The 16591-nt window shown below is 40.4% G+C and carries 18 protein-coding genes and 1 riboswitch; of the genes, 16 read left to right on the forward strand and 2 right to left on the reverse strand.

The features are described 5' to 3' along the window. Positions 1-109 precede the first annotated feature (109 nt). A complete protein-coding gene (locus RRV45_RS02395) occupies positions 110-988 on the forward strand; it encodes a sulfite exporter TauE/SafE family protein (RefSeq protein ID WP_315667163.1) in 879 nt (292 codons plus the stop codon). 93 nt (positions 989-1081) lie between these two features. Here RRV45_RS02395 and RRV45_RS02400 read toward each other — a convergent pair whose 3' ends face one another. Both RRV45_RS02400 and mgtE read right to left on the reverse strand, forming a co-directional pair. Further along, positions 1082-2275 carry an FtsW/RodA/SpoVE family cell cycle protein gene (locus tag RRV45_RS02400; RefSeq protein WP_315667164.1) on the reverse strand — a complete coding sequence of 398 codons (1194 nt, stop codon included), beginning with the start codon at positions 2273-2275 and terminating at the stop codon, positions 1082-1084. 149 nt (positions 2276-2424) lie between these two features. Then, complete coding sequence (mgtE, locus tag RRV45_RS02405) at positions 2425-3783, reverse strand: magnesium transporter (protein ID WP_315667165.1); 1359 nt, start codon at positions 3781-3783, stop codon at positions 2425-2427. Positions 3784-4044: 261 nt separating this feature from the next. Between mgtE and RRV45_RS02410 the strand changes: the two genes are divergently transcribed. From RRV45_RS02410 to RRV45_RS02480, 15 genes are all read left to right on the forward strand, one after another. Beyond that, positions 4045-4821, forward strand: a complete 777-nt coding sequence (locus tag RRV45_RS02410) for a hypothetical protein (RefSeq protein ID WP_315667166.1) — start codon at positions 4045-4047, stop codon at positions 4819-4821. Positions 4822-5098: 277 nt separating this feature from the next. Beyond that, a riboswitch (cobalamin riboswitch) is annotated at positions 5099-5290 on the forward strand. 138 nt (positions 5291-5428) lie between these two features. Continuing rightward, positions 5429-6403 carry an ABC transporter substrate-binding protein gene (locus tag RRV45_RS02415; protein WP_315667167.1) on the forward strand — a complete coding sequence of 325 codons (975 nt, stop codon included), beginning with the start codon at positions 5429-5431 and terminating at the stop codon, positions 6401-6403. Then, positions 6369-7427 (forward strand): FecCD family ABC transporter permease, encoded by a 1059-nt coding sequence (locus RRV45_RS02420; RefSeq protein ID WP_315667168.1) that lies wholly within the window; start codon positions 6369-6371, stop codon positions 7425-7427. The genes RRV45_RS02415 and RRV45_RS02420 overlap by 35 nt, the downstream gene beginning before the upstream one ends. 3 nt (positions 7428-7430) lie before the next feature. Beyond that, positions 7431-8900 (forward strand): adenosylcobinamide amidohydrolase, encoded by a 1470-nt coding sequence (locus RRV45_RS02425; protein ID WP_315667169.1) that lies wholly within the window; start codon positions 7431-7433, stop codon positions 8898-8900. Then, positions 8897-9862 (forward strand): adenosylcobinamide-phosphate synthase CbiB, encoded by a 966-nt coding sequence (gene cbiB, locus RRV45_RS02430; RefSeq protein ID WP_315668910.1) that lies wholly within the window; start codon positions 8897-8899, stop codon positions 9860-9862. Before RRV45_RS02425 ends, cbiB begins: the two co-directional genes overlap by 4 nt. Continuing rightward, positions 9837-10913 carry a threonine-phosphate decarboxylase CobD gene (cobD, locus tag RRV45_RS02435; protein ID WP_315667170.1) on the forward strand — a complete coding sequence of 359 codons (1077 nt, stop codon included), beginning with the start codon at positions 9837-9839 and terminating at the stop codon, positions 10911-10913. The genes cbiB and cobD overlap by 26 nt, the downstream gene beginning before the upstream one ends. Then, positions 10895-11467, forward strand: a complete 573-nt coding sequence (locus RRV45_RS02440; protein WP_315667171.1) for a bifunctional adenosylcobinamide kinase/adenosylcobinamide-phosphate guanylyltransferase — start codon at positions 10895-10897, stop codon at positions 11465-11467. The genes cobD and RRV45_RS02440 overlap by 19 nt, the downstream gene beginning before the upstream one ends. 2 nt (positions 11468-11469) lie before the next feature. Continuing rightward, complete coding sequence (locus RRV45_RS02445; protein ID WP_315667172.1) at positions 11470-12345, forward strand: cobyric acid synthase; 876 nt, start codon at positions 11470-11472, stop codon at positions 12343-12345. Continuing rightward, the gene (gene cobS, locus RRV45_RS02450; RefSeq protein WP_315667174.1) at positions 12332-13123 is read left to right on the forward strand and encodes an adenosylcobinamide-GDP ribazoletransferase; all 792 of its coding nucleotides are present in this window, start codon (positions 12332-12334) and stop codon (positions 13121-13123) included. The genes RRV45_RS02445 and cobS overlap by 14 nt, the downstream gene beginning before the upstream one ends. Continuing rightward, the gene (locus tag RRV45_RS02455; protein WP_315667175.1) at positions 13081-13686 is read left to right on the forward strand and encodes a histidine phosphatase family protein; all 606 of its coding nucleotides are present in this window, start codon (positions 13081-13083) and stop codon (positions 13684-13686) included. The genes cobS and RRV45_RS02455 overlap by 43 nt, the downstream gene beginning before the upstream one ends. Further along, entirely contained in the window at positions 13638-14069 is a 432-nt protein-coding gene (locus RRV45_RS02460) for a bifunctional adenosylcobinamide kinase/adenosylcobinamide-phosphate guanylyltransferase (RefSeq protein WP_315667176.1), read from the forward strand. The genes RRV45_RS02455 and RRV45_RS02460 overlap by 49 nt, the downstream gene beginning before the upstream one ends. Before the next feature lie 86 nt (positions 14070-14155). Continuing rightward, positions 14156-14740: a cob(I)yrinic acid a,c-diamide adenosyltransferase gene (locus RRV45_RS02465; protein WP_315667177.1), complete on the forward strand. Its 585-nt coding sequence runs from the start codon at positions 14156-14158 to the stop codon at positions 14738-14740. Then, positions 14741-15235, forward strand: a complete 495-nt coding sequence (locus tag RRV45_RS02470) for an ECF transporter S component (protein ID WP_315667179.1) — start codon at positions 14741-14743, stop codon at positions 15233-15235. Next, positions 15232-15954 (forward strand): ATP-binding protein, encoded by a 723-nt coding sequence (locus RRV45_RS02475; protein WP_315667181.1) that lies wholly within the window; start codon positions 15232-15234, stop codon positions 15952-15954. Before RRV45_RS02470 ends, RRV45_RS02475 begins: the two co-directional genes overlap by 4 nt. Next, on the forward strand, positions 15948-16556 hold the full coding sequence (locus RRV45_RS02480) for a histidine phosphatase family protein (RefSeq protein ID WP_315667182.1): 609 nt from the start codon (positions 15948-15950) through the stop codon (positions 16554-16556). The genes RRV45_RS02475 and RRV45_RS02480 overlap by 7 nt, the downstream gene beginning before the upstream one ends. Positions 16557-16591 lie beyond the last annotated feature (35 nt).

Raw genomic sequence — 16591 nt, forward strand, 5'->3', positions numbered from 1 at the left:
AGTAAGTGGATAAGAAATCTCACTTTTGCAGCATTACACGGAAAACATTTAGTATTTAGTGGATAAATCATCTACAATATAGGAAAGTCCGTGTTCAGTAAGGAGTTTTATGATGCTCATAAGTTTATTTTTTCTATTAGGTGCCATTATTAGTGTATTATCCGGTTTCTTCGGGGTTGGCGGTGGATTTATCTTAACCCCTCTGCTCATGCTTTTTGGCTATTCTCCCATTGAAGCGGTGACAACAAGCTTATTATTTACACTTGGGACTTCATTTTCAGGAATCACAACACATATTCGCCTAAAAAACATCCTGTGGAAGATTGGAATTATTCTTGGCATAAGCGGAATTGCAGCCACTCAGCTAGCAAGGCCATTTGTGCTTTTTCTAGAAAAAAGAGGATTAGATGAGTGGGTTATCCCAATTTTCTATATTATTTTACTCTCTTATTTCGCAATGAAAATGTTTAAGCAAGGGCGAAAGTCGGAGGGATCCTCGGATAATAGTAACCCTATAGCTCCATCTGTTATTAAAATGATTCTTATTGGCGCATTCGCTGGATTTGTTTCCGCAACATTAGGTGTAGGCGGAGGTTTTATTATTGTGCCACTTTCGGTTGCCTTTTTAGCATTGGAACCAAAGAAAGCGATAGGAACAAGTCTTTTTACCATCTTTCTAATCGTTCCAGTAGCCTTTTTATCTTATGCGTTCACTGTTCCGATCAATTATAAAGTAAGCTTGCTGCTTGTTGCAGGCGGTCTAATAGGCTCGTCCTTTGGCGCGAAGCTGACGAGATATTATGAAAATAAAGAAATAAGCCTTCTTCTTAGCGGAATTTATATTGCAACCTTAATGAGCGTCATCCTTAAGCTTGTGAATTTAAGTATGGTCGGGCTTATTTTATTAGGCTGCTTTATTCTGTTTTTCTTTATAAAATCTATTATGAAGGTTCAGAGTTATAAAGCAAAAATAAAAGAATCGGCATGAAAAAATCGGGCGTAAATGCCCGATTTTTTTGCGGTCGTGTGGGAAGGTACATCGTCTAAGGGAAGTTAAGCTGTCCACAATGTCCCAACTAGTTTAGTTAGCTCTTTTCGCCACGAATTTTGAATCAGAAGCAAACATATAAGCTTTATGGTGGTACCTGATACTGAATATAAGCCCCATTGCCATCATATTCCCCATTAAAGAGCTTCCTCCATAGCTGATAAAAGGAAGAGGGATTCCTGTAATTGGCAACACTTGAATGGTCATCCCAATATTTTGAAAAACGTGGAAGGTAATCATGCTGATTACGCCCACACAAATATACGTATTAAATGGATCCTTCGTTTCAAGAGCTGTTTTCGTTAAATGGTAAATGAGCAGGAAAAATAAACTTATGACCAAACTGCCGCCAATAAATCCATACTCTTCACCTATTACGCTAAAAATGAAATCCGTATGACTATCTGGAATATAAACCTGTCTTTCGCTAAAGCCTTTTCCAGTTAAAAGGCCGGAGCCGATTGCCTGCAATGACTTATACAGCTGTAAACCCGCACCCTGCTTATGGCCTGCTGGATCTATCCAGGAGTATATTCGAAATAATTTATAGGTTTGAATATTAAAGTGTTTTTCCAAAAACTCAGGTGCCCAAATGACAAGGTATAGAATAGCCCCGCCAAAAACAGCGCCTAATCCATAAATAGGAACGATGATCTTCCATGAGATCCCTGACACCAAGATAATCCCAGTCACAATAGCGATAATGACTAAGGCAGTACCTAAATCATCAATAATAATGAGACCTAACGGGATAGCTGTTACAATTCCTAACTTCAATAAAAGAAATAGATCAGTCTTTATCGTTTTGACGATAAACTTTTCATAATGATTGACAATGATTCTGCTTAGGGCAAGGATAAGAAAAATCTTAACGAACTCGGACGGCTGGAAGGAACCAAGTACAGGGAATCTATACCAAAGTCTTGCACCTTTTATCTCTGGAACTAAACTAAGGGGTGAAATAAATAGTCCGATAAGGAGCAAAATTCCAAGCCCGTAAAGAATCCAAGAAAGTCTTTTGATTTGTTCACTGTCAAAATACATGACAATTCCTATTATCACAATTCCCACTGCATAATTCTTAATTTGGCTCAACACAAAGTTTCCTTCATATTGACCGGATGCTTGCCCGCTATATATAGCCATACAACTTATTAAAAAAAATATAAATAAAAGGAGACACAATGTCCAATCGAATCGTTCCGATACCTTTATTGGTTTATTCATCAAGCATGCACCTATTTCTTTTCATTCTTTCCATTTCATCGTAACAAAGAAAAAAATCCCTTTCAATGTATTTCCTCCTGCATACTTATATGACGAAAAAAAGAGCCTAGGGGTTTCCAAAAAAATAAAAGCACGGAAGATCCATGCTTTTACATAAGATGATTAATAAACATTGTCGCAATCCCAAAGTATGTTACAAGGGAGAAAATATCATTTAATGTTGTAATTAACGGTCCTGAGGCAACAGCAGGGTCGATTTTGAACCGGTACAAAATTAAAGGTATGATCGTTCCTGCAAGTGTCCCAATAATTAGCGTAAGGAATAATGAAACGCCGACAACGACTCCTAAAATGGCATTATCTTGCCAGAAATAAGCAATAAGAAATATTAAAATTCCGCAAATTAAGCCAATAATCAAGCTTACCCCAAATTCTCTCATAATGAGGTTAAATACAACTTTTTTGTCTATATCATTGGAGACAAGCCCTCTGACAACGACAGCAAGGGATTGGGTGCCGGTATTTCCGGTCATTCCAGAGATCATAGGCATGAAGAAGGCGAGTGCTACGACTTTCTGAAGAGTATCTTCATAGCCGCTAATAATACTCCCTGATAAAATTCCGATAAATAAGAGTAAAATCAGCCACGGCAGTCTTCGATAGGCTGCAACGAAAGCCTTTGTTTCAAAATCAATTGATTTCCCCGAAGCAGAAAGTTTTTCAAAATCTTCATTTGCTTCTTGAATAACAACGTCAATAATATCGTCAACAGTAGCAATTCCCATCAATACATTTTCTTCACTGACGACAGGAATCGCTAGAAAGTCATATCTTTCAACGAGTCTCGCAACTTCTTCCTGGTCGGTTGTCACGGATACCGAAATAACCCGTTCGTACATAATATTCTTAATGACCTCGGAAGGCTCAGCAATCAGGAGGTCACGGTATGATACAACGCCGACAAGTTTCCGTTCCTGATCTATGACATATAAATAATTGATGGTTTCCGCAAATTCGGCAAAAGATTTCAGCTTTCCAACCGCATCCATAACAGTATAGTAATCCCGAATCCAAACGAAGCGGTTTGTCATTAACCGCCCAGCTGTCTCAGGCGGATAATTCATAATGTCCTGAACGATTTGGGATTCGCTTTTCTTCATTCCAGAAAGAAGCGAAGCGATTTTCTCAGGAGATAAATCATCCAAGAGGAGGGCTAAGTCATCATTGTCCATTAAATCGAGAACTTTTCCTGTTTTCTCGATGCCCAATTTATTTAAAACCGCTAGCTGATCTTCTTTACTTAGCTCTTGTATTAAGTCAGCAAGCCGGTCAACATTCATATAAAGCAAAAAACGAGTCTTATGCTTTTCTGGGAGGTCTTCGTAAATTTGGGCAATATCATAAGGCTGCAATTCATCAAGAATGGTTTCAAACTCTTTTTTCTTATTTTCCTTTAATGTTTTAATAATGTGAAGAGTGATCTGATTTTCTGTCATATTCTGAATCATTCGTCTCACACTCCTTTCGCGGGAATGAGGTTTTATCTATATGGCACATGGCATAATGAATAACATATCATGAATATTATAAAAAAAGTTGCTATTGAAAGAAATGCAGTTATGATAAATATAATTGAAACTTTTATGTGGAAAATAAAACTAGTGATACTTTAAATTGATTTTTATTGATAAGATGATTTTGTTATTAAATGTCTTTATTTATTCTAAAAATGAAAGCATATATTTATTATAAGTACGGAGGTTTCACCATTGAAAAAAAGGAACCATAATATTCGAGACATCATCTATATTCATTTGAATGAACGTGAGCAATATGTTGTGACGTACGGAATTGAATTTGCTGAGTTCGCACAAGCTTTGTTCGAATCAATCAACAATCTCCTATTATTAAAGCACCGCTATGATGATGCGGACTTTAATATGCACACCTTACATGAATATATATCAAAAGACAAGCTGAGAAAGCTGATGGATAAAGACGTATATGGGTATGGTGATTTCTGCTGGATTGATTTTGAAGAGGAAGAGGATTTAAATGAGCTTTCTGGTCAGGCTATCGCGGAGCTATTATACATTGGACATTTAAAGGAGCATCTAAAACCGCCATTTTATAATAATTTAAGTAACCGATTTGTATATTTAGCTCATGATGACGGCTGGTTTAATAAAACATATTATCGGGATTTCGATGATTTTTTCCATATGCTCGGGGATGTCATTCCTGAAAAGATGGCAAATACAAAGGTAGAGAAATCACTGCTAGGCTTGAAGAAAAAGAAAACCTATCCGCCGATATCAAATGATATACTTCGTACATTGAAACCCCTTATGAGAGAAGGGGTCGTACTGTCTATTAAGGATATTGATCAAAGTCGGACAAAAATTGAAATTCCCATTTGGCCCATAGGGGATTTAACCGATATGGATGAAATGTATGAGGAATACGAATATATTGCGAAAACCCCATGTTCTGCAAAACTTGTCTTTGATAAAAAGCTAAGGGAATGGAAAATGTATGGCCAATAACGGATGTATATCTGTTATTGGTTTTTTGCTGGAGGGAAAGTGTAAGATTCATGGATCTCACTTTGATTTAATCCCAAGAGAAACGGTCACCATAAAGGTTTATGAATTACGAAAAAACTTGAATTTATTAAGGGAAAATAAATAACCTTTCTCCTTTTTCAAAAATATAGTGTATAATCGAAAGTGCGGAAAAATTTCATACATATTTAAAGAATGGGTGTCTTTTTAAAAGATAAGAGAGCATAGGTTTTCTCGAGTTTGAGAACTGTCTAGCTCCAGCGCCTAGCCCCGACAAGGCGCTTGCGCTTTTCTTAATAAGACTTAAAAGGGAAGTTGGTGTAATTCCAACGCGGTCCCGCCACTGTAATTGGGAGCTTACTGCAATTAGCCACTGTACATGTATGTATGGGAAGGCGCAGAAAAGCAATGACCATGAGCCAGGAGACCTGCCTAATTCTTACGCACCACAAGCCTACGAGGATAGGAGGTGTTTGACAGGTACAAGTCTTATTTTCTGATATACCTATTCAAACATCTCCATATTAAATGTGGGGATGTTTTTTTTATTTTAAAGGAGTTAGGAATTTCAAAATTGGAGGAATTTAGAATGAAAAAGCTATATTCATTATTATTCGCACTGCTTCTTGCTGTTGGCGTTTTGGCCGGATGTGGGGGAAGTGCAGAAGAACCAAAGGAAAATAATGCAGAGAAGGAAACACAACCAGCACAAGAGGAAAAAGCTGATTTTCCAGTCACAATAAAGGATGCCCTCGATAATGAGGTTGTCATAGAATCAAAGCCTGAGAAAATTGTTTCTCTGATTCCAAGTAATACAGAAATTGCGTTTGGATTAGGTTTAGGTGAGGAAGTCGTTGGTGTGTCTGATTACGATAACTATCCAGCTGAAGCTTCTGAAAAAGAGAAAATTGGCGGCATGGAATTTAATGTTGAGAAGATTATTTCCTTAAGCCCGAACCTCGTATTGGCACACGCTTCTAGCGCTCAAAGTGCAGAAGCTGGTCTTCAGCAGCTAAGAGATGCAGGAATTAATGTCCTTATTGTTAATGATGCAGCGAATTTTGATGAAGTCTTTAATTCTATTAACATGATAGGAACTGCTACTGGGAAGAAGGTAGAAGCAGAGGCTCTTGTTGAAAGCATGAAAGCAAAGCTTGAAGAAATTAAAGAAAAAGCTAAAGCCATTAAGGACGAAGAGCGCAAGAAAGTGTTTGTTGAAGTTTCCCCAGCTCCAGAAATTTATGCTGTTGGAGCCAACACGTTTATGGACGAAATGCTTCAAATGATTCATGCAGATAACGTAGTAACCGAAGAAAATTGGCCAAAAATGGATCCAGAGGCGGTAATTGAAAGAAATCCGGATGTAATCATTACAACTCACGGATATTATACAGAAGACCCTGTTGGCAATGTACTAGCCCGTGATGGCTGGCAGGATATTAATGCCGTTAAAAATAATCAGGTGGTAGACGTAGATTCTGATACAGTTACGCGTTCAGGCCCAAGGCTTGTTGAAGGAGTAGAGCTACTTGCAAAAGCAATTTACCCGGAAACATTTAAATAATAAGGTTTTTGCTTATATTCTAGCATCGGCATTTTTAGTAACTGCTATGCTGTTAGGCATTTCCATTGGAACGGTTTCGGTTCCAGCTATAGATATTATTAAAATTATTGGTGCAGAAATTTTCCGCATGACACCAAATGAACAAATTGATTCCATGTTTTCAAATATTGTCATGAATATCCGTCTTCCTAGAGTTATTCTGGCAGGCTTGGTTGGCGCATCTCTCGCAATTGCGGGAGCCGCCTTCCAAGGTTTATTAAGAAATCCTCTCGCAGACCCGTATACGCTAGGTGTTTCTTCAGGTGCCTCAGTGGGAGCTGTTATTACACTATTCTTCGGACTTTCCATTCCGTTTGTGGGCCTTTTTACGCTTCCATTGTTAAGCATCCTTTTTTCATTTGCTACCATTTTTCTCGTCCTGCTGTTTGCCCGTCATGTGGAACGGTCGATGAAGGTAGAGACGATTATTTTAACAGGTATTATTTTCAGTTCCTTTTTAGGAGCATTTATTTCACTGATGATTGCTCTAACAGGTGAGGAATTAAGACAAATAATTGGCTGGCTGCTCGGCAGTGTATCGATGCGCGGATGGGCTTATATCAAAATTATCATTCCATTTTTCATCATTGGGTCAGTTATACTGATAATAAATAGCAATGAACTAAATGCCATGTCCTTTGGGGAAGAAAGAGCCCAGCATATAGGCGTGAATGTGCAGAGAAGAAAGCTGATGATTCTTATTGCAGGCTCAATGCTTACAGGAGCGGCTGTGGCGGTTTCGGGTACGATCGGTTTTGTAGGGCTCGTTATTCCTCATTTGACTAGGCTGCTGTGGGGACCGGATCATAAGCACTTATTGCCTTTATCCATATTAACAGGCGGCGGCTTCCTTATACTTGCCGATCTTGTAGCAAGAACCATTATCTCTCCAACCGAGCTTCCCATTGGGGTTATTACAGCGCTTATAGGGGCACCTGTATTTGCAATCATTTTGATGAAACGAAGAACGGAAAGAAGAGGATAAATTATGCTTAGCGTCCAACAGATAACAGGAGGATATACAGGAGAGTCTGTCATCAAGAATGTATCCTTTGAACTGGAAAAGGGAGAGCTATTCGGGATATTGGGTCCGAATGGAAGCGGGAAAACGACGTTGCTCAAAATGCTTAGCGGCATTTTGCCTTTTAGCAGCGGGGAGGTCTTATTAAAAGGAAAATCATTAAGTGATTACTCCACTAAAGAATTGGCGAAAATCATTGCTGTTCTGTCCCAGCATTCCAATCAAAGCTTTTCTTATACTGTAAGGGAAACGGTTTCATTAGGCAGGTATGCCCATCAAAAAGGATGGTTTCATTCATGGTCACAGGAGGATGAACGGATAGTAAAGCAGGCAATGGAGCAGACAGGCGTTGAGCTTTTTGAAAGCCATTATCTTCATGAGCTTTCAGGCGGAGAAAGACAAAGGGTTTTCTTAGCACAGGCACTGGCACAGGAGCCCGAAATTTTGCTGCTGGATGAACCGACGAATCATCTTGATCTTTCCTTTCAAAAAGACTTGCTCGATTTGTTAAAAAGCTGGACAAAAAATCGCGGTCTAACCGTCGTCTCTATTTTTCATGATTTGAATCTTGCGGGTTTATATTGTGACCGGCTTTTGCTGTTAGAGAAGGGTGAAATTAATATAAACGACACACCAAATGAAGTGTTGCGGGAAGACCGAATACGAGGTGTCTACAAGACGAAGATTGAAAAGCATCCCCATCCAAAGGTGCCTGCCCCACAAATGGTGCTGCTCCCTGAAGACTTAGCAAGGGATCAGGAACGTTTATGCTTAGATGAAAGTTTTCTAGAGCTTTCTGATGAGCATGTTGTTTTCCGGTCGCCTATCCCTCTTCGAACGATGTCATCGGGAGTTGTTGGCTCCGGAACAGGCTGGCATCAACTATTTGTAAATCGCCATGTGGATAAAAATTATGACTGCATTGATCATCGGAAAGAGATGGTTGAGTATCTAAAGGCTCATGGGTTCGAGTCAGGAGAAACCGTGGGTATGATGACAGCCGTCATGCTTCAGGATGTGAGCTTTCAGCTTTATCGAGACGAAAGTTTTGCAGCGTTTGTTATTGTAACAGCTGGTGTTGGAAACGCCGTTGACGCGGCCAAAGCTAATGAACATGTTTTTCAATTACAGCCGGGTACGATTAATACATGGGTTTTTGTCAGTGGAGACATGACAGAGGAAGCCATTATACAGAGCATCATGACTGCTACGGAAGCAAAGGTAAAAGCGTTGCAAGACCTAGAAGTAAAGGACCCTGTTACAGGCACAATCGCGACAGGAACATCGACAGACAGTATATTAATTGCATCTACTCAAAGAGGCCAGAAGCTAGAATATGCCGGCACCATCACGCCGCTTGGAAAAATGATCGGTAAAGGCGTCTATGAATGTACAAGGGAAGCGATTCAAAAGAGCAGAAAAAGGGTGAAGAAATGATTTTGTATCACCTGATTGCCCTGACGATTGCCGTACTAATCGATTTAGTCGTAGGTGACCCGCCACACTTTCCGCATCCTGTTAAATGGATGGGTTCTTTCATTTATAAATTAGACAAAAGCTGGAATAAAGGAAGCTCGAGAAGATTAAAAGGAGCAGCTATGTTGTTAACGGTTTTGCTGACAGTAGCAGGCATTACTCTCCTTCTTGTCTATATTTTGTATGGTATCCATCCGATTGCCGGCATACTTGCAGAAGCGATTTTGATCTCAACAGCGATTGCACAAAAAAGTCTAAAAGAGGCTGCAATGACTGTTTATGAGCCCTTGATAAAGGGAGACATCGTAGAGGCTAGACATAAGCTTTCTTATATTGTTGGAAGGGATACTGACAAGCTGAACGAGCCTGAAATTGTAAGGGCAACGGTTGAAACCGTTGCTGAAAATACAAGCGATGGGATTACGGCTCCGCTTTTCTGGGCGCTCATTGGAGGAGCTCCATTTGCTCTTGTTTATCGGGCGATTAACACCTGTGATTCGATGGTTGGCTATCGCAACGAGAAGTACGAAGACTTTGGCTGGGCTTCTGCCCGCCTAGATGATGTCGTTAACTGGATTCCGAGCAGGCTGACTTCTGTCTGTATGTTAGCTGGGAACCGACCTGCTCATACTAAAATGAAAAAGGTGAGGGAGATTGTTTTCCGTGATGCCAAAAAGCACCCAAGCCCAAATTCTGGCTGGGGAGAGGCGGCAGTTGCTGGGCTATTAGGTATTCAGCTTGGCGGCATCAATTATTACAAAGGGAACGTTTCGAATCGGGCAACCATGGGTGACCCCCTTTATAGCTTAGAGAAAGTCCATATTCTTAAGACGAACAACATTGTTACTCGAACCGTACCAATCTTTTTAATCTTGCTATGGATAGGAGGGATGCTCATTGAATTGGCCCGTACATGGTTCTAATCCTCAGTATTTATTCGCATCATTAAATATGGCTATGCCACATCATATGATTGATTTTAGCGCAAATATAAATCCGCTTGGTCCTCCACCAATATTGAAAGAAAAGTGGGCGGAGCTTTTTTCAGTGATAGCTGATTATCCTGATCCTAAAGGACATAGGTTTAAGAAGAAACTTGCCGAAAAAGAAAAGCTGTCGGAAAGACAAATACTAATTGGCAACGGGGGAGCGGAGCTGATTTCCCTTATTGGCAGGATGCTTGCTGGAAAAAGAGTTCTGATTGTTCAGCCAGCTTTTTCAGAATATGAAGAAGCATGCCGGATTAATAGCTGTACGATTGATTATCATCAGCTGAGTCCCGAAAAATGGGAATTGAATGTAGAAGAGTTAGCGGAGAAATTGCCCAATACAGACGCTTTATTTATATGTAATCCATGTAATCCAACAGGTGTATACTATTCTAAATCTAACCTGATTGCACTTATGAATGAATGTCAGAAACAAGATTGTCTCTTCATTGTGGATGAAGCCTTTTATGATTTTCTTTCCGAATATGAGTCGATCGTTTCTTGCATAAATGAATATTCCAATTTGATTATCATTCGATCGATGACGAAAATGTTTGCGATACCGGGCTTGCGATTAGGATACTTAATGGCAAATCAAACGATTATTGATTATTTAGCAAGCTTGCAGCCGCATTGGAGTATGAATGCACTTGCCTTACAGGCAGGGGAATGGTGTCTTGATAGTGAATCCTATGTCTGGGAAACTAGAGAGCTAATCAACAAGGAAAGAAAAAGGCTATTTGATTTTTATCGACAGAAAGATTTAATGTTATCCCCATCGAGGGTTAATTTTTATTTGTTAAGAGATCCGGTCGTACATGATCAGTTTTCATTATTTCAATTTCTACTCTCAAAAGGGATCATCCCAAGGCACACGATGAATTTTCCGGGAATAGAAGGAGAGTGGCTGCGTTTTGCTATAAAGGGGCCAAAGGAGAATGACAAACTCATGGGGGCGATAGAGGAATGGCGGAATCGACCATAATCTTTATTAGCGGTGGCGTTCGGAGCGGAAAAAGCAGCTTTGCTGAACAGCTTGCAGCAGAAGAAGCGAAAAAAACGGGTGGACAGCTTCATTACATAGCTGCAGGACAGGCAAGTGATTCGGAGATGAAGGAGCGAATCCTTAGGCATCAAAAGGACCGGCTAGATAGCGGCTTAAACTGGAAAACATGGGAAAAGCCCAATGAGCTACAAGAGTTTTCAGGCTTCTTTACAGATACAGATATTATATTGCTAGACTGTCTAACAACTCTATTAAATAATGAATTCTTTAGTGTGGATGAGCAATGGATGAAACTTGAATTTCAACAAAAGGTCATGCAGGGGATTCTAGAGGGAATTAAACAGATTTCGCAAAATTGCCATCGGCTCATTATCGTTAGCAATGAAGTGTTGAATGAATCGCAAGGAAGCAATGAGCTGGTCTTCATCTATAGGAGAATGCTTGGTCAGCTTCATCAGCAAATCGTTGCCAAAGCTAAACAAGCTTATCTCGTAGAAGCAGGCATTCCCATCCTGATGAAAGGAAAAGAATGAGCATGAAAGGCATTATGATACAAGGAACCGCATCGGATGTAGGCAAAAGCTTAATTGTTACGGCTCTGTGCCGAGCTTTTGCCAATGAAGGCTATAAAATAGCTCCATTTAAATCACAGAACATGTGCAATTTTTCTTATATAACAGAGGATGGCAAGGAAATTGGCCGATCACAGGGGCTTCAGGCTGAAGCCGCCAAAACAGTAGCTACTGAATGGATGAACCCGATATTATTAAAACCTCAGCCCAATCAAAATTCGGAGGTAATTTTACTGGGAAAGACTTTAGAAACGGTTTCGGGAAAAAGCTACAAGGAATTGTTTTATGAAAAGGGTCTCCAAACGATTGAAACGGCCCTTGAGAAATTATCAAAGGAATTTGACCTGCTCGTGATGGAAGGAGCAGGGAGTCCAGTTGAAATCAATTTAAAGGATAAAGAGCTTGTCAATATGAAGGTTGCCGAAATGGCTGATGTACCGGTCATTTTAGTAGCGGATATTGAAAGAGGCGGTGTCTTTGCCAGCATTGTTGGCACATTAGAGCTGCTGACCGCTGCAGAAAGAGCGAGAGTGAAGGGGCTCATTATTAATAAGTTTCGCGGTGATCATTTATTATTCGAGGATGGCGTTAAATGGCTGGAGGAAAGAACGGGTATTCCCGTTTTGGGCGTTCTCCCTTATGTAGATAACCATATGATTGCCGAGGAGGATTCTCTATCCATGCCTTCCGGGAAATCCGTTATTAGCAAAGCATCCCATCCATATGAATTAGGAGACGAAAAGTACGATGAGCTTGCATCCCGATTATTAGAGCATTTTGATTGGGAGAAGTTAGAGGAGATTATTCTTAACTGGGGTATGGCTGATGAAGTGGTTTAAAGGATTGCTTATCAATCTGCAGTTTTTTACTTCCATTCCGATTCCTTTCCAACTGCCAATGGATAAAGCTCATCTTGAAAAATCGATTAGGACTTTTCCGCTGCTTGGTCTCATACAGGGTGCTATTTATGCATTGATTCTTTATGGTTTTCTCCACTGGACACCGTTTTCCACTTTAACGGCTGCATTTGCCGTGTGGCTCGCGGGGATTATTTTGACAGGCGGTATCCATCTCGATGGGTGGATGGATGCAAGTGATGCATTCTTTTCTTTTCGGGACCGAGAGAAAAGGCTCGAAATCATGGGTGATCCGCGGACAGGGGCATTTGGTGTGCTATCTGTCATTGTTATATTGAGCACCCGTTTTCTTTTTATCTATGAGATTGTCCAAATGATCCATCCAGTTTCCTATGTCCTTATCGGATTGCTGCCGTTTTTCAGCAAAATGGTGATGGGCGTGCTGCTATTAATAGTGAAAGCTGCTAAAAAAGAAGGCTTAGGGCCCCTTTTTAAAAATGCAGCTAATGAAAAGACGCTGTTCGTCTATCCGATTTACATCGTTATTCTGCTTATCATCATTGTGTTTTTTCTAAAGGAAGCCATCTGGGGAATGCTCTTCTTTATTTTAGTATCAGGATTCATTTTGCTTTTTTTACGAAGAAAAATTGTGAACTGGTTTGGCGGGATGACAGGGGATGTTCTCGGAGCAAGTGTGGAGGGGACGGAGGTGCTGCTATGGATGACGCTGTGGCTATTACATTATTTCGCCATGGGCTGACAGAGGCAAATAAACGACAAGCTTATCTTGGCTGGACGGATTCACCTCTTTGTCAAAAAGTAGAGAGAGCTTCGGAAAAGTATGATTATCACTTTTCTAGTAATTTAGGAAGATGCATAGAGACGGCAAACATGATGTTTCCAAATGACACAGTTCATACAATTGAAGAACTTCGGGAGATGAACTTTGGCGGGTGGGAAGGAAAAACATATAAAGAGCTAAAGTCTAATTTGGATTATCGGCTTTGGCTTTCTGATCCCTTTTCCAAAAAGCCTCCAGAGGGAGAATCTTTTGACGAGTTTTCTGAACGGGTTAATTTAGGGTGGCGTAAGGTGACGGATATCATTATTCACCTCTCGTTAGACAAAACTGCGATTGTCACACATGGAGGGGTCATCAGGGCATTATTAACAAAATGGGCCCCGATGGAGAAGGGCTTTTGGGAATGGGAAGTCCCCCATGGTAAGGGCTATGAGCTCATCTGGAAACGGGATGACTTTAGGAGGGGTGAACGATGCACTTTGTTACGGGAGGCGCCTTTAATGGCAAATCTAAATGGATAACAGAATATTATCATTTAAAGGATACTCCTCACCTATGGATTTCCTGCCATAAACATGAACACGCTCCTTTGAGATTTGATGATCATCTAATTATCATTCTTGAAGGAATTGAACTTATGCTAAAGGATTTATCAGCTCAATCTGAAATCAGTGAGGCTAGGAAGCGATGGCAGCGTCAGCTTTCTCGGTGGATGAATTGGGAGAATGAAAATCCACGCAGAAAAATAATATTAATAGGAACAGATATGAATAAAGGAATTGTTCCTATGCTTGCAGAAGATCGTAAGTGGCGTGATTTGACTGGCTGGGCTTATCAGGATGCCGTACGGGCAGCATGCCGAGCAGATTTAATCTGGTATGGAATTAGCCAACGTTTAAAATAAAAAATGGCTATGACCGTAAGAGGTTTGTTTTAAAGAGATTGCGATTACCATTTAATAAACCATAAATTTATAAAGGGGCAGTGACAATGAGAATTTACACACGTACAGGTGATAAAGGGAAAACAAGCATTATCGGAGGAAGAGTGGATAAGGATGATATTCGGGTTGAAGCGTATGGAACGGTTGATGAAGTAAATTGCTTCGTTGGCCAGGCAATGACACAGTTGGATTCAGATAAATTTAAAGATATTTTGGATGATTTAGAAAAAATCCAACATGAATTATTTGACTGTGGCGGCGATTTAGCGAATGTTATGAAAAATCGTGAGTTAAAGCTGCAAAAGGAATCCGTTGAATACTTGGAGAAAAAAATCGATGAATTGACTGAAGAAGCGCCTAAGCTGGAAAGATTTATTTTACCTGGTGGAACACCTGCAGCCGCATCGATCCATATTGCCCGAACAGTAACGAGAAGAGCGGAGAGATTAGTTGTTTCTTTAAAGAAAGCAGATCCGGAAATTTCAGAGGCAGCTCAGCAATATTTAAATAGATTATCAGATTATTTCTTTGCGTTAGCTAGGGTCATTAACTTCCGCTTGAATGAAAAGGATGTTGAATATATCCGTAGTGCGAAGGTTTTTCGTGAAGGGAAACGCAAGGAGGATAAATAAATGAAAAGCACGAAAATGGCTTTAATTGCTTTATTAGTGGCGTTGACCGCTATTGGTGCGGCAATCAAGATTCCTGCGATCATTGGCAGCGTGGCATTAGATGCATTTCCTGCACTGCTCGCTGCGGCCATATTAGGCGGTCCTTCAGGTGCTGTCGTTGGGGCTATGGGTCATTTGCTATCGGCTTTACTAGGCGGGATGCCGATGGGTCCGTTTCATGGGATTGTTGCTGTTGAGATGGCCATCTTAGCCTATGTTTTTGCCGTTCTTTACCGTAAAGGGATGAAGTGGCAGGCTGGCATTTTCTTTATTCTTGGAAATTCATTTGCCGCGCCGCTTCCGTTTATGTTTTTAATGAGCGAAGCCTTTTATTTGTCTATTGTGCCTTCTCTGTTAATCGGCTCAGCCTTAAATACAATCCTTGCCTTAATTCTGATTCCGAGACTTGCCCGATTGGTTGAGCCCATTCTCTCTAGAGTGGGAACACACCAATGAGGGATGTACTAATTATCCCTTTTAATGGAGAGGAATCCCTTGTCATTGCTAGTGATAATAGCGGAGGGATCGGATTAAAGGAGATGGATGAAGTCTATGTTCCTTATGAGGTGGTTGCTTATTATAGCTTCCGCGTAGCGGTTATGGAGTGTATGGCTGCTGGCGGGGCCCCCTTTGCTGTAACGTTGCTGAACTTTTGTGGAGAACAAGCTTGGAAAACGTTAATGGATGGAATTCACCGTGGGATTGAAGAGCTGGGTTTAGCGAGAATTCAGGTTAATGGCAGTACGGAAAGCAATTTTTCACTTGTACAGTCAGCGGCGGGGTTAACTGTTCTTGGAAAGGTGCAGAACGATGCTGTTGATAATTGTTTGGAGTTTTCAGAGGAGACGATGGTTGCGGTTATTGGTAAGCCATTAGTAGGCAATGAGGTTGTCGAGTTTGAAGGGGAGGTTGCACCTCTTTCCCTATTTAAGGAGCTTTGTTTATTAGAAGATGTCATTCTTTTACCAGTTGGCTCAAAGGGGATTTTATATGAGTTGAACCAATTGTTTTCAAACCGGACATTTAAGGAGACAGAAGTATCTTCTAGTTTAGATATAAAAAAGTCAGCGGGGCCGTCCACCTGTTTTCTTGCTGTTTTTAGCCAAGAGAAAAAGGAAGAGATCATGGCGGAAGCTGGTCGATATTTTCATAAAGTTGAAGTGATCAAATGTTAAATTTATATGTGATTAGACACGGGGAAACAGAATGGAATAAGCAAAAAAGAATGCAGTGCCGGCTAGATTCTGATTTGACAGAAAAGGGCAAGAAAGACGCGCGATTATTGGGAGAAAGACTAAAGGAAACAGAGTTCGTGCGGATAATTTCCTCCCCTAGCAAGCGAACATATGAAACAGCTAAACTGGTTGTTGGGGAAACAAACGAGGCTATTGAAACCGATGAAAGATTAATGGAGATTCATTTGGGAGATTGGCAGGGGAAAGTAGAAGAGGATATTAAGAGGGAGTATCCAGACCAGTTTCATGCTTATTGGAATTTGCCGGCTTCCTTTGAAAGTGTGGATGGAGAGAGCTTTCATGATGTGAAAGAGAGGATTTTAGAGTTTTTAATGGAGTTAGAGAGATATACACCTTCAGGAAATGTTCTCGTTGTTACACATGGAGTCGTGATCAAGGCACTTTATCTTTTATGCAGAAATGCCCCTATTGAAGAAATTTGGAATCCCCCTTTCATCTATGGAACTAGTCTTACAATGATTAAAATGCAGAATGGAAAAATGGACTTGGTTTTGGAAGGATGTACAGAACATTGTAGCTAGACTTGCTTTTTAGCAGGTCTAGTTTTTTATTGTTT

The sequence above is a fragment of the Bacillus sp. DTU_2020_1000418_1_SI_GHA_SEK_038 genome (genome assembly GCF_032341175.1).
Lineage (GTDB): Bacteria > Bacillota > Bacilli > Bacillales > Cytobacillaceae > Cytobacillus.

What these genes read in the sequence shown, in the direction of transcription:
- RRV45_RS02395 (WP_315667163.1), top strand. Translation starts at nt 110, where the DNA reads ATGATGCTCATAAGTTTATTTTTTCTATTAGGTGCCATTATTAGTGTA.
- RRV45_RS02400 (WP_315667164.1), bottom strand. Translation starts at nt 2,275, where the DNA reads ATGAATAAACCAATAAAGGTATCGGAACGATTCGATTGGACATTGTGT.
- mgtE (WP_315667165.1), bottom strand. Translation starts at nt 3,783, where the DNA reads ATGATTCAGAATATGACAGAAAATCAGATCACTCTTCACATTATTAAA.
- RRV45_RS02415 (WP_315667167.1), top strand. Translation starts at nt 5,429, where the DNA reads ATGAAAAAGCTATATTCATTATTATTCGCACTGCTTCTTGCTGTTGGC.
- RRV45_RS02425 (WP_315667169.1), top strand. Translation starts at nt 7,431, where the DNA reads ATGCTTAGCGTCCAACAGATAACAGGAGGATATACAGGAGAGTCTGTC.
- cbiB (WP_315668910.1), top strand. Translation starts at nt 8,897, where the DNA reads ATGATTTTGTATCACCTGATTGCCCTGACGATTGCCGTACTAATCGAT.
- RRV45_RS02440 (WP_315667171.1), top strand. Translation starts at nt 10,895, where the DNA reads ATGGCGGAATCGACCATAATCTTTATTAGCGGTGGCGTTCGGAGCGGA.
- RRV45_RS02445 (WP_315667172.1), top strand. Translation starts at nt 11,470, where the DNA reads ATGAAAGGCATTATGATACAAGGAACCGCATCGGATGTAGGCAAAAGC.
- cobS (WP_315667174.1), top strand. Translation starts at nt 12,332, where the DNA reads ATGAAGTGGTTTAAAGGATTGCTTATCAATCTGCAGTTTTTTACTTCC.
- RRV45_RS02455 (WP_315667175.1), top strand. Translation starts at nt 13,081, where the DNA reads ATGGATGACGCTGTGGCTATTACATTATTTCGCCATGGGCTGACAGAG.
- RRV45_RS02460 (WP_315667176.1), top strand. Translation starts at nt 13,638, where the DNA reads ATGCACTTTGTTACGGGAGGCGCCTTTAATGGCAAATCTAAATGGATA.
- RRV45_RS02465 (WP_315667177.1), top strand. Translation starts at nt 14,156, where the DNA reads ATGAGAATTTACACACGTACAGGTGATAAAGGGAAAACAAGCATTATC.
- RRV45_RS02470 (WP_315667179.1), top strand. Translation starts at nt 14,741, where the DNA reads ATGAAAAGCACGAAAATGGCTTTAATTGCTTTATTAGTGGCGTTGACC.
- RRV45_RS02475 (WP_315667181.1), top strand. Translation starts at nt 15,232, where the DNA reads ATGAGGGATGTACTAATTATCCCTTTTAATGGAGAGGAATCCCTTGTC.
- RRV45_RS02480 (WP_315667182.1), top strand. Translation starts at nt 15,948, where the DNA reads ATGTTAAATTTATATGTGATTAGACACGGGGAAACAGAATGGAATAAG.